Origin of the sequence: Limosilactobacillus alvi (assembly GCF_016900115.1) — a bacterium.
In the GTDB taxonomy this organism is placed as follows: Bacteria; Bacillota; Bacilli; order Lactobacillales; family Lactobacillaceae; genus Limosilactobacillus; species Limosilactobacillus alvi.
The window spans coordinates 19914-31653 of record NZ_JACJJQ010000024.1; the positions used below are offsets into that span (position 1 = coordinate 19914).

At 40.4% G+C, this 11740-nt stretch carries 14 protein-coding genes and 1 pseudogene; all 15 read left to right on the top strand.

Annotated elements, in window-relative coordinates:
* Positions 1-60: 60 nt before the first annotated feature.
* Complete coding sequence (locus H5993_RS06005) at positions 61-963, top strand: DNA/RNA non-specific endonuclease (protein WP_204776630.1); 903 nt, start codon at positions 61-63, stop codon at positions 961-963.
* Between the two features lie 209 nt (positions 964-1172).
* The gene (locus H5993_RS06010) at positions 1173-1964 is read left to right on the top strand and encodes an aldo/keto reductase (RefSeq protein ID WP_204776631.1); all 792 of its coding nucleotides are present in this window, start codon (positions 1173-1175) and stop codon (positions 1962-1964) included.
* Positions 1965-1988: 24 nt separating this feature from the next.
* On the top strand, positions 1989-2657 hold the full coding sequence (locus H5993_RS06015; protein ID WP_204776632.1) for an NAD(P)H-binding protein: 669 nt from the start codon (positions 1989-1991) through the stop codon (positions 2655-2657).
* A 310-nt stretch (positions 2658-2967) separates the two neighbouring features.
* Positions 2968-3288 (top strand): MFS transporter, encoded by a 321-nt coding sequence (locus H5993_RS06020; RefSeq protein WP_204776633.1) that lies wholly within the window; start codon positions 2968-2970, stop codon positions 3286-3288.
* 77 nt (positions 3289-3365) lie between these two features.
* A pseudogene (locus tag H5993_RS06025) lies at positions 3366-4340 on the top strand (aldo/keto reductase).
* A 290-nt stretch (positions 4341-4630) separates the two neighbouring features.
* Complete coding sequence (locus H5993_RS06030; RefSeq protein ID WP_204776634.1) at positions 4631-5374, top strand: SDR family oxidoreductase; 744 nt, start codon at positions 4631-4633, stop codon at positions 5372-5374.
* A gap of 25 nt (positions 5375-5399) precedes the next feature.
* The gene (locus H5993_RS06035; RefSeq protein WP_204776635.1) at positions 5400-5720 is read left to right on the top strand and encodes a carboxymuconolactone decarboxylase family protein; all 321 of its coding nucleotides are present in this window, start codon (positions 5400-5402) and stop codon (positions 5718-5720) included.
* Positions 5721-5889: 169 nt separating this feature from the next.
* A complete protein-coding gene (locus H5993_RS06040) occupies positions 5890-6477 on the top strand; it encodes a flavodoxin (RefSeq protein WP_239458004.1) in 588 nt (195 codons plus the stop codon).
* Positions 6478-6493: 16 nt separating this feature from the next.
* A complete protein-coding gene (locus tag H5993_RS06045) occupies positions 6494-7375 on the top strand; it encodes an alpha/beta hydrolase (RefSeq protein ID WP_204776636.1) in 882 nt (293 codons plus the stop codon).
* 19 nt (positions 7376-7394) lie between these two features.
* Complete coding sequence (locus H5993_RS06050; RefSeq protein ID WP_204776637.1) at positions 7395-8018, top strand: flavodoxin; 624 nt, start codon at positions 7395-7397, stop codon at positions 8016-8018.
* Between the two features lie 12 nt (positions 8019-8030).
* Positions 8031-9317, top strand: coding sequence for a ferric reductase-like transmembrane domain-containing protein (locus H5993_RS06055; RefSeq protein WP_239458005.1), 1287 nt, complete (start codon positions 8031-8033; stop codon positions 9315-9317).
* Between the two features lie 242 nt (positions 9318-9559).
* Positions 9560-10222 carry a flavodoxin gene (locus H5993_RS06060; RefSeq protein WP_204776638.1) on the top strand — a complete coding sequence of 221 codons (663 nt, stop codon included), beginning with the start codon at positions 9560-9562 and terminating at the stop codon, positions 10220-10222.
* A 65-nt stretch (positions 10223-10287) separates the two neighbouring features.
* On the top strand, positions 10288-10740 hold the full coding sequence (locus tag H5993_RS06065; RefSeq protein ID WP_204776639.1) for a flavodoxin: 453 nt from the start codon (positions 10288-10290) through the stop codon (positions 10738-10740).
* A 12-nt stretch (positions 10741-10752) separates the two neighbouring features.
* Positions 10753-11088 carry a MerR family transcriptional regulator gene (locus H5993_RS06070; RefSeq protein WP_204776640.1) on the top strand — a complete coding sequence of 112 codons (336 nt, stop codon included), beginning with the start codon at positions 10753-10755 and terminating at the stop codon, positions 11086-11088.
* A gap of 49 nt (positions 11089-11137) precedes the next feature.
* The gene (locus H5993_RS06075) at positions 11138-11563 is read left to right on the top strand and encodes a MerR family transcriptional regulator (RefSeq protein WP_204776641.1); all 426 of its coding nucleotides are present in this window, start codon (positions 11138-11140) and stop codon (positions 11561-11563) included.
* The last annotated feature ends 177 nt before the right edge of the window (positions 11564-11740 follow it).

An 11740-nucleotide genomic window follows, 5' to 3' on the forward strand; every position in this document is an offset into this window, starting at 1 on the left:
CAAATGATTCCTTAATCATGGTAAAATGTAAGTATACCAACGGTTTTAGGGAGTTATAACATGAAACGAAAATTTCGTAAATTTTGGCACTGGCTCTTAGTTGCCGTAATTTTGTTCGTGGTAGCAAGTGCCTTTCAACGACCAGTAAGCAGTAGTCAAAATGGCAGTACTGTTCAAACTACCCAATCAACTGATCAAAGTAATTCATTAAAGAGCGCTTTAAATCAATTTTTAAGTTATTGGCACCACTACTATCGGTCAAATAGTCGGGGTACTAAAGGTACCTTAACGCCACCGAGCCAAAGTTTAGCGGCATCGGTTTTAACGACCAATGTCCGAAGTCAGTTAAGTGGTAATCTTGAATGGAATGGTTATGGGGCGTATATCGTAAATAATAATCAGACCAATCTGAATGCAAGGATTAGTAGTGCTCCATATGCGGTTAATAAGCTCGATGCTCTCGGTCGGCCATGGCGTGGGGATGCTTGGTTAAACCGAACGACTCGCCAGTATCAAAGTCGCGAGTCGACCGGTAACGGGGCAACTGAATGGCGCCCAGCCGGTTTCTTACAAGCAACAAACCTAACTAATGGTCCTAGTCATGCTTATGATCGCGGACACTTATTAGGATACGCCTTAGTCGGGGGGCTAAATTACTTTGATGCCTCCGAATCAAACCCAAAGAACATTGCTACACAAACTGCTTGGGCGAACGAAGCCCGCAGTTCAACCTCAACTGGACAGAACTACTACGAAGGTTTAGTCCGGAAAGCCTTAGACCAAGGTAAGCAAGTCCGTTACCGGGTAACTGATATTTACGATGGTAATGCGAAGGTCCCAGCGGGTGCGCATATCGAAGCAAAGTCAAAGGATGGTAGTTTAGAATTTAACGTCTTCGTGCCGAATGTGCAGCGTAACATTTCCATTAATTACGCGACCGGAGCAGTATCAAAAACCAATTGAAACACTTAGCCTATCAGCGAGGTTGGGGAGAGACTCAAGTTTCTTCTCAACCTCGTTTTCATCTTCAAATGTTACTCAGTAACTACGGCAACCCTGTATCCAAACGGGGACTAATTATTTCTGTTAAAAAAAGGTGTTGCCTTATAGTCGACTTCAAGGATTAGGATATAAATCGTTGAAAAGATATCCAAAAAAACGAGGTGAAAGTGATGGAAGAAACATTTTCTTTAAACAATGGGGTTAAGATACCTGAAATTGGTTTAGGAACTTTTCGAATGTCAGCTAGTGTTGCTCAAAATGCTGTGGAAGTAGCTCTTGCAGATGGCTACCATTTAATTGACACTGCTGAAGCTTACTACAACGAAGACGGTGTTAGTCAAGGAATTAAAAACGCTGGCATTAATCGTGAAGACTTATTTGTAAGTACAAAGCTTTGGACTACTTCTTACAATGATCCAGATGCCGTCGATAAGGCCCTTGATCGACTAGGTCTTGATTACATCGATTTGTTATTCCTTCATCAACCAATTGGTGACTGGAAAACGGCTTACCGGACTTTAGAAAAGGCTTATAACGATGGCAAGATCAAGGCAATTGGTATTTCCAATTTTGATCGAAGGGCTTCATTATTGAAAGCGGTTATGGATTTTGCGGAAGTTAAGCCGCAAGTCCTGCAAGCTGAAGCCCACCCTTACTTCCCACAAACAAAAGCGCGGGAAATCTTGAAGCCATATGGCACCCGTCTGATGGCTTGGTACCCACTTGGCTCCGGTGACCGTTCACTAATCAATGAACCGATCTTTGCTAAGCTGGCAGCAAAGTACGGAAAGTCCAACGTTCAAATCATTCTTCGTTGGCACACTCAAATGGGATTTGTCGTGATTCCGGGTTCAACTAACCCCGCACACATTCATGATAACCATGATATCTTTGACTTTAAGTTAACGGATGAAGAAATGGCAGAAATTGCCAAGGTAAACAAAAACAAGCGTTATTATTAATTAAACTAATATGGAGGAATAGCAATGAAATTAGCAATTTTAGCAGCAAACGGCCAAATTGCCCGCATTGTTGAAAATCGGATTCTTAACGAAGATCAATTTAAGGATGTCGAATTAACCTTATTCTTACGTAACAGCAGTCGACTTAACAACTTAGCTGATAATCCTCGCGTTACAATTATCGAAGGCGACTTAAATAACCCTGAAGACGTCGAAAAAGCGATTAAAGGTCAAGATATGGTCTTCAATGCCGTTATTGATCATGATGATGCTGGTCATAATCGTCCAACTCACAACATTATTAATGCAATGAAGAAAGATGGCGTAAATCGGTTGATCCTTACTAACTTACTTGGAATTTACGATGAGGTTCCTGGTGAATTTGGTAAGTGGAACCGTGATACTTGTTTCGGTGGAACTGTTCGGAATGATAATGCAGCCCTCGTATCAGACCGGTTAGCTGCCGAATCTGGATTAGACTACACTACGCTTCGTCTACCATGGCTTAATGACCGCGATGAAATTAAGTACACGATCACTCATAAAGATGACGAATTTGTTGGTGTATCTGGCTCGCGTCAAAGTATTGCTGATGTTGTTTTGAAGATTGTGGCAGACCCAACGTTTGGTAGCAATGATAGTTTAGGGATTGCTGACCCTGATACTCAAGGTAGTAACCGCCCTGTATACTAAAATTTATTAAACATCATAAAAGAACCTCCCATATCTCTGAAGGGCAATAGAAAAGTTAGCTTATTCAGATATTAGGGCATGATTTCGGTATTCAACCGGGATCATGCCTTTAGTTTTTAATTCTACCCAGTTTTGGCAAGGTGGATAGCCAGCGGATGGGAAAAAGCACCTCGACAACTTGTTGAGGATCAATTACTTCAATTAATGGTTTTAGTGCGTTTCACCTTTCTTTATGTTAGGGCAGTATGTCTTCCTCCTTCTTAATGCTAGGCCAAACACTGCAGTGAGTCTTTGGCCTAGCATAGGAGCAATGATTGGGATTCAACGGGGATCCTGGTTAGGAGTTGCGCTACCAATGATCTTCAGCAGTAGCGGCCAGAGATTAATTATGAGCCCATTGACAGTTGCCGGGGTTGCCAATACATCTGGCGATATTGCCGGTGCTGCCTCTGGAGTTGTTAATACCGTTCACCAAATCGGTGGAGCGGTGGGATTATCCATCGTTTCTGAAATGGTTGCAGGAATTACCTCACCATCAGTAATGATTGATCGCGCACAAGTATGGATGGTTGTGTTAGCTGTTATTATGCTGATTGCTGGTTTAAATATTTTGCGTGGTTCGCATAAATAATGTGCTTGCATTAAAGTCGACTTTAAGGTTTAGAATACCAATATTGAAAATGGAGGGATGTTTTTATGGAAACACGGATGTTAGGAAAAGACTTAACGGTAACAGCAATCGGCCTTGGTTGTATGGGATTTTCTCATGGATATGGGAAGCCGACTGATGTTGATGAAGCCGTGAAGACAATCCGGGCTGCTTATGACATGGGTTATCGTTTCTTTGATACGGCTGAGATTTATCAAGGCACAAATCCTGATGGTTCAACCAATTATAATGAAGAATTAGTTGGAAAAGCACTCCATGATGTGCGAGACCAAGTCGTAATTGCTACTAAATTTGGGATTACCGCTCATGAAGGGACTGGAATTAAAGTTGATTCAAGTCCGGAAACGATCCGCAAGTCTGTTGAAGGTTCATTAAAGCGATTAAATACTGATCACATTGACCTTTACTACCAACACCGGATTGATCCCAATGTTGAACCAGAAACAGTGGCGTAGGTGATGCAAGAATTAATGGATGAAGGTAAGATAACTCACTGGGGTATTTCCGAAGCAAATGAAGATTACCTTCGTCGTGCCAATGCTGTCTGCAAGGTTACAGCTGTACAAAATCGTTATTCCATGATGTACCGGGAATACGAAGATCTTTTCCCGGTACTTGAAGAATTGAAGATTGGCTTAGTTGCATTTTCACCATTAGCAAACGGCTTATTAACCGGGCAAATTAAACAAAGCAGTTTCTCAGATAAGGATTTACGAAATAAGATGCCACAATTTACGCCAGAAGCCTTAGAAAAGAACAAGGAATTATTAGCATTACTGGATAAGATTGCTGCAGATCATGATGCCACTCCGGCACAGATTTCTTTAGCATGGATGGTTAATAAGAAACCATACATTGTCCCAATTCCAGGTAGTCGGCACCTTAATCGAATTGAAGGTAACTTGAAAGCCGCCCAAATTAAAATGACCGCTGAAGAAGTTGCGCAAATTGATCAGGCCCTTGATGCTGTGCCAATGTCAGAAGTCTTTAGTGGCACAAAGATTGAAAAGTAATTAGATAGAAGGAACTGGGATTGGTCACCAATCAAGGTTCCTTCTTTGCTTTTAAAGCAATTTGCATCATGACAATGACTTTTGCAACTGATTTTGATGGGTCCTGTTGGTGAAGGTTGGTGGCAAAAAGGAGGAGCGCCAGCATAATTGATCAAACCCGGGAAAGTGGATGTAATTTTCCCAGATGAAGAACATCACAAATTAGAAAAATAATTTATAAATATCCTTGCCTTGAAGTAAACTCCATAGTTTAAACTGAGGTCAATCATTTATGAAAGAAGGAAAAATAAATGGCAGAAAGAAAGGTCGTTGTAATTACTGGTGCATCAAGCGGGATGGGAGAGGCTACTGCTAAACTTCTGGCAAAAGATGGCGACAAGTTAGTGCTTGGTGCTCGTCGTGAAAATCGCCTCCAAGAAATTGCTAAAGATATTGAAAAGCTTGGCGGTGAGGTTGCTTACGCAACTACTGATGTAACTAATGATGATGCAGTAGAAGCACTAGCAAAATTAGCGATTGATAAGTTTGGCCGGATTGATGTTTGGATTAATTCGGCTGGGATTATGCCCCAATCATTGCTTGCCCAAAAGAAGGTTAATGATTGGGATAACATGATTGATATTAACATTAAGGGAACCCTTTACGGAATTGGAGCCGCTTTACCATATATGATGAAACAAAAGAGTGGTCAAATTATTAACATTGCTTCCATTGCTGGTCACATCGTTGGCCCATTAAGTGCGGTTTATTCCGGAACTAAGTACGCAGTTCGGGCAATTAGCGAAGGACTCCGTCAAGAAATGGCTCAAGCTCAATCTAATGTTCGGGTTACGCTGATCTCCCCAGGTGCAGTTGATACCGCTCTAGTGGATTCCATTACCGACGAAAATGTTAAGCAGGGAACAGCAGAGTTTTACAAGCACTTTAGCATCCCTGTTGATCGAATTGCGCAAACGATTAAACAGTCAATTGATCTGCCAGCAGACGCAGCTTGGAATGAGGTTATTATTCGGCCTACTAGTCAACAAATGTAATTTTTAAAGGAAGGTAGTGCTCATAATGGTAAAAAAGCAAACAGCAGGGTGTGACTATTTGGGAAATTTTGCACCAAAATTTGCTGAATTAAATGATGATGTTTTATTTGGTGAGGTCTGGTCGCGAACGAAGGAGTTAAGTTCGCATAACCGGAGTTTGATAACAATTTCTGCCTTGATTACTAAGGGAGCTGTTGCTCAATTACCTGCTCACATGAAGTTAGCCAAACAAAACGGCGTGACTAAAGATGAGATTGTTGAAGTCATTACGCAATTAGCATTTTATGTTGGTTGGCCCAATGTCTGGTCCGCTTTCAACATTGCTAAGGACGTTTGGACTGATTAATTAACAAAAGGATAAATAAAGAAACGAAAATAGGCTCCAAGAAGTGGCCAATTTTTTTGGCTTTCGACAGATACCCTTCGTTTTTTATTATTTTACTACTTGCCTTAAAGTCGGCTATAAGGTCTATACTACCTACAATCTAAAATATAAATTTAGGAAGTGAGTAATTATGCGGATGCAAAACCGATGGATTGTTTCCATCTTAACAACCGTAGTTACAGTTTTAGCAATGGCTATTGGTTTTGGACAGGCTCAACAAGTTCGCGCTGCTTCAAATAATCGAACGTTGATTATTTACTTCTCAATGTCCGGAACAACAAAGGAAGCAGCTAAGCAAATTCAGCGTGATACCGGTGCTGATATTGTGCGGTTAAAACGTGCTAAAGCTTACCCCAAGGGGTACGACAATTACGCGCGGGTAGCAGACCGTGAACGTCGCCAAAATATTCACCCAGCGATCAAGCGTAATATTCCTGACTTAAATCGATATGACACGATCCTAATTGGTTTTCCAACGTGGTGGCAACAACCGCCAATGGTAATTCACTCTTTATTTGATACTTATGATTTCCGTGGAAAGACGATTATTCCATTTACTACAAGTATGAGTACACCAATGAAGGCTTCGATGCCAACGATGCGGCGGTTAGCAAAGGATGATGGGGCAATCATCAAGTCAGGTTTCCGCTATGACAATAACAATGCCCAATTGCGGCGTTTCTTGCAACGTAATGGTCTTCTGAAGAACAATAACTAGAAAGTAGGGAAAACTAATGTTTGCGAGAATCTTAAAAATGGTATTGACCGTTGGAGGTGTTTTCGGACTGGTGGTCTTATTTAATTCCAATCATGCTGAGGCTGCTTCGCGAACAGAAACGATCCGGTATCAGACTGAATATCAAGGTCGTCAATATAACAAGCAAGCTTTAGTGTACCTGCCAGCAAACTACACCAACGCCAAAAAGTATAATGTTGTCTATTTATTACATGGATCAACTGAAAGTAGTCAAGACTTCTTTCGTGATGGTCACTTTAAGCAACTGCTTGATCGGTTGAACCAAAATGGTCGCCTAAAAGATACGATTGTAGTTTTCCCGACGTATTATCCAAGCAGAAAGTTCGTTACCGCGAATTATTATCGAGATAACCACTTAAATCGGTCCTTTGCTCAAAATGAATTAGTAAATGACTTGATCCCAGCAGTTGAAGGTCGCTATCGGACTTATGCTGATGGAACAAGTAAAGCTCAATTAAGAAATTCCCGCGGTCATCGGGCCTTTGGAGGCTTTTCAATGGGAAGTATTACGACGTGGTATGTTTTTGAATATCAATTACCTTACTTTAGCAGTTTTCTCCCAATGGCTGGTGATAGTTGGACAATTGCTGATGATGGCGGATCAACTGCAAGTACACGGACTGCACGACGACTCGCGAAAACAGTTCAGAATAATGCTAATTTGTCATTTAAGATCTTAGCGGGGGTGGGCGCCGACGATGGAACTTCCGGATCGATGACCCCACAGATTAATGCCATGCATCGGTTACCAGAATTTAATCATCAAAATCTGAAGTACTATCAAGCCCCAAATGGAACACATAGTCCGCAAACAATTGCGCAAATTTTTAATCACTATGCGAACCAGATATTTAATTAAGGAAAGAAGGAGTTAAACCATGAAGAAATTTTGGTCAATAATTACTGTGATCGTAACGATATTCGCTACTGTTACGGGCTTTGCTGTTACCGCTAATCGGAGCGTGCAAGCTGCTAGCAACAATAAAAAAGTATTAGTTGTTTACTTCTCACGTAAGCAAGGTGTCTATGGTGGTAGTTTGAAACGCGGAAATACTGCGCGGGTAGCTGATTTCATTCAACAAAAAACCAACGCTGATACTTATGAAATTGTGCCCAAAAAATCTTATCCGAAAAGTTATGATCGGACTACCCAAGTTGCTAAGCGTGAACAAAATCAAAATGCGCGACCCGCAATTAAGGGTAAACTACCAGATGTAAGTAAATATGACACGGTCTTTATCGGTGGCCCGATTTGGTGGGGTGAATATCCAATGGTAGTGCGGACATTCCTTGACAAAGAAAGTGATTTAAATGGTAAAACGCTGATTCCGTTTACGACTAATGAAGGTTCTGGACTAGGAAATACGCGTCAAGTATTAAAAAAGCAATTCCCGAAGTCAAAAGTTCGTCGCGGATTTACAGCTACTGGAAATACAGTTAAGAATAACCCTAACCATGTTCGCAGTCAGGTAAATAGTTGGTTAGATGAGCTAGGTTATTAAGCAGGAGTGAAAATGAAAAGTAGTCGTCGAATCTACCTAGCTTTAACTTGGTTAGGACTTATAATTTCACCGTTTCCGCTAATTATGCTCTTAAATCGCGGTTTGATTGATACCCCAGGACACTTATTAACGTATGATCTAGGAATAGTTGCATATGTTTGGTGGTTAATGATTATCTTGATGGCGACACGCCCGTATTGGATAACCCAACGAATTGGGATGCCAGCTTTATATGCGATTCATGGTGCATTAGGGGTCATGGCTTTAGTCGCAGCAACAGTTCACCGTTTAACTTCTTTTTCAATGTTCCCGTTAATCAAACAAACGGGAAACATTGCTTGGTATCTAGAAATCTTTCTATTGGCCAATGCGGTTCTCTTTTTATCAGGATGGCTAGTTGATCGATTACTTTTTTTGAAACGTTTCAAAACATGGATTGAGGGCCGGTTGCTAAATCATCAAGTAACAATGTGGATTCATCGCCTCAACTTCGTTGTCATTGCCTTAATTTGGCTCCATGTTCACTTAATTCCTCGTTTGGGGATAGTTCCAGGTTTCCGCTTAACTTTTGATATCTATACTGTAGTAACAATTATTCTGTATTGCTGGCGGAAACTAAAAGTCAGCCGTTCTTATTCGACGGCGATAGTAAAGGAAAATATTTCCCTTGGATCTTCGATGCAAAAATTAACCTTACAATTCAAAGCAGGTAAGAAAAATTATCGAGCGGGTGATTTTTACTTTTTAGCTTTCAAAAGGGTAAAGGGAGTATCAAAGGAGCCACACCCATTTTCAGTTTCATCGGCACCACGAAATAATCCCCATGAAGTTAGTTTTATGATTCATCAATTAGGTGATTTTACCCAGCAAATAATAAAAGTTCCGGTTGGAGCGGAAGTAAAATTAGAAGGGCCGTTTGGATTGTTTGATCGTGAAGTGCAAAATAGTGAGGTCCCGCTTATCTTATATGGACTTGGTTCCGGGGTAGCACCGCTAATTAGCTTGGCCCAACAATACGCTAGGGCTAAGCAACTGCACCTAATATGGTCAGGACCGCAAGTTAACAATCCTGCCTATCAAAAAATTCTGGGAGAACTGAAAAAGAAGGGTGTCAGAGTTGATGTCCAGATACATCGCTTTCTAGCTACAGATTTGATCCGAATTATTAGTAGTAACGAATTAAAACAGGGGAAGGTAATCATTGTTGGTTCTGCATCACGAATTTTAGATGTGCGGCGGCGATTACGTAAACTTGGCTTTAGTAAGGATCGCTTAATAGATGAGCGATTAACGCTATGATGAGCAAATGGTTTACTCAGGGGACGTAACCGAAGGCATAAGGGCCGCGCTAGCAGTCGCGTTCGATTTTCCCAAAAAGGGTTATCAAGAATGACGAGCAGGAGTTTTGATGGTCTTAATTATGAAAATTTAAAAGGAGGAAGGAAATGATCGTAAATCAATTAATTGGAGTTGGTGTATTAATGTTATTGCTTTTTGTCATGATTACAGGTTCGCCAAATAGCCGTTAGGAAGTGATTAACATGACGCTTTTTAAAGGCAAAGTAGAAATTACCGATCACATTGCTGGTCAACCAATTCAGGCACCGCAATTGGGAATGCCGGCGGTACAATGGCGAAATGGATATGGCATCCCCTCAGATGGCCAAGATACAAATAGTCAGAATAAGCCAACGCGACAATTAACGAAATCTGCGAAGGCGATCATTATTTACTTTTCTCGTTCTGGTAGTACAGAATTATTAGCAGCCAAGATTGCAAAAATTACTTCCGCGGATATTTTAGAAATAGTTGTTAAAGAACCGTATTCAGGTAAATATCAGCAAACGCTATCGCGGGCTAACTTTGAACGTCAAACTAAATCATATCCAGAATTGAAAATGTCAGTCCCAGATCTGAGCCAATATGACCGGGTTTATTTAGGCTTTCCAATCTGGGCAATGACATTAGCCCATCCAATGACTGCCTTCCTTCTCGATTACGGGAGCCAGTTAAATCACAAACAAATTATTTCTTTTATGTCTGAAGGTGGTTATGGACAAGGAAATAGTCTTCAACGAATAGAACAAATTCTTCGACAACAAGGGGTACAGGCAACGGTCGATGACCAACCACTAGTTGTAGATGGCAATAAAGTTGATCGTGCAAACGATCAACTTGAACGGTGGCTAAAGCGGATCAATTAACCTCTTGCCTTAAAGTCAACTATAGGGTTTATAGTGGTGTCAAACTTAAATAAGGGAGAAAAATAATGTCAAAAGTATTAATCGCAACTTATTCATGGTCAGGTAGGACGAAAAGCGTTGCCCAAGAATTAGTTCAAATGTTAGATCACGTTGATACGTGTGAAATTGAAGTACCTGCTGATACCTTTGACCATGATATGCATAAGACCGATGAAATTGCTACTGCTCAAATTAAGAACAACCAATATCCAGAATTAATTAATGAGATTCCGAATGTTGATCAATATGATTTAATCTTAGTTGGCAGTCCTGTATGGCGAGGAGCACCAGCAACACCGGTCCACACTTTTCTTGAAAAAATTCAAAATTATTCTGGGAAGGTCGCATCTTTTTATACGGATGCCGGAATGGCAAATGGATATGAAGAAACTTTTAAACAATGGGCAGGTAAATTAAACGTATTACCAGCCCATGAAGGATCGCATAATTTAACAGGATGGCTTAGTGAATTAAACTAGCGGGGTAGGGTAATGAACATTCAACAAGTAGCGAAGAAAGTATCACTTTCTACCGATACAATTCGCCGTTGGGAACGTCTCGGAATGATTCCACCAATTACACGAAATAGTGATGGATTGAGAACCTTTACTGACGAAGATATTCGATGGGTAAAACACGCTAAATTACTAAATATGATGAATGTTTCTTCTGATTTTCAAATTGAGTATGTCAAGTTAGCGATGTTAGGTAAAAAAGCTATTCCAGCTCGTCTATCTTTACTGCAAGAACAATTAGATCAATTAAAAGAAGACCATCAACGCTTAACTGATCAAATTAATGAAATGGAGAAGACGGTTGAAAAATAAGAACTCGCTTAACATGTTACACTAGAGAGAAGTTTTAGGAGGAAACGAGATGAACATTAAAGAAGTAAGTGAGCGTTTAAAGATTCCCAAAGAAACATTGCGTTATTGGGAAAATAATGGTTTAATTCCAAAAGTTCCTCGTAATAGTAGTGGTTATCGGGACTATACTGAAAACGAAATTAAGTGGGCGCTTTTTATAAAAGCAATGCGAAGTGCTGGAATGTCGGTCGAGTCCTTAATTGAATTTGTTGACCTCTATAATGCACATCGGGGTAGTCAGGAGGCACAAAAATCTTTAGTAAAAGAGCAATATGAAATCTTACTGGCTAAGCGAAATGAACTTGATAAGACCCTTAATTATTTGTCATACAAGTTAGATCACTTTGAAGATCATGTCATGCCTTTCTTAGAGGAAGAAGAATACTATGAACTAAGAAAAGAGCAGATGCTTGATGACAATAATCAAGATGAATAAAATATTAATCGAGGATGTGTGGAAGCCGGGAAGAAATGCACGTTTCTTCCCGGCCTCCTTCCTACGATTAGTCAAGCGAAAAGTTATCGAAAATTAGCGTACACTAAACAAACCTGATCTAAATAAGAATTTAAAAATCAGGAAAAAGTGATATATTAAAGAAGAGGGTTAATCCTC

Excerpts from the sequence above, each read along its gene's own strand:
- H5993_RS06005 (WP_204776630.1), top strand. The coding sequence starts at position 61 with ATGAAACGAAAATTTCGTAAATTTTGGCACTGGCTCTTAGTTGCCGTA.
- H5993_RS06010 (WP_204776631.1), top strand. The coding sequence starts at position 1,173 with ATGGAAGAAACATTTTCTTTAAACAATGGGGTTAAGATACCTGAAATT.
- H5993_RS06015 (WP_204776632.1), top strand. The coding sequence starts at position 1,989 with ATGAAATTAGCAATTTTAGCAGCAAACGGCCAAATTGCCCGCATTGTT.
- H5993_RS06020 (WP_204776633.1), top strand. The coding sequence starts at position 2,968 with ATGATTGGGATTCAACGGGGATCCTGGTTAGGAGTTGCGCTACCAATG.
- H5993_RS06030 (WP_204776634.1), top strand. The coding sequence starts at position 4,631 with ATGGCAGAAAGAAAGGTCGTTGTAATTACTGGTGCATCAAGCGGGATG.
- H5993_RS06035 (WP_204776635.1), top strand. The coding sequence starts at position 5,400 with ATGGTAAAAAAGCAAACAGCAGGGTGTGACTATTTGGGAAATTTTGCA.
- H5993_RS06040 (WP_239458004.1), top strand. The coding sequence starts at position 5,890 with ATGCGGATGCAAAACCGATGGATTGTTTCCATCTTAACAACCGTAGTT.
- H5993_RS06045 (WP_204776636.1), top strand. The coding sequence starts at position 6,494 with ATGTTTGCGAGAATCTTAAAAATGGTATTGACCGTTGGAGGTGTTTTC.
- H5993_RS06050 (WP_204776637.1), top strand. The coding sequence starts at position 7,395 with ATGAAGAAATTTTGGTCAATAATTACTGTGATCGTAACGATATTCGCT.
- H5993_RS06055 (WP_239458005.1), top strand. The coding sequence starts at position 8,031 with ATGAAAAGTAGTCGTCGAATCTACCTAGCTTTAACTTGGTTAGGACTT.
- H5993_RS06060 (WP_204776638.1), top strand. The coding sequence starts at position 9,560 with ATGACGCTTTTTAAAGGCAAAGTAGAAATTACCGATCACATTGCTGGT.
- H5993_RS06065 (WP_204776639.1), top strand. The coding sequence starts at position 10,288 with ATGTCAAAAGTATTAATCGCAACTTATTCATGGTCAGGTAGGACGAAA.
- H5993_RS06070 (WP_204776640.1), top strand. The coding sequence starts at position 10,753 with ATGAACATTCAACAAGTAGCGAAGAAAGTATCACTTTCTACCGATACA.
- H5993_RS06075 (WP_204776641.1), top strand. The coding sequence starts at position 11,138 with ATGAACATTAAAGAAGTAAGTGAGCGTTTAAAGATTCCCAAAGAAACA.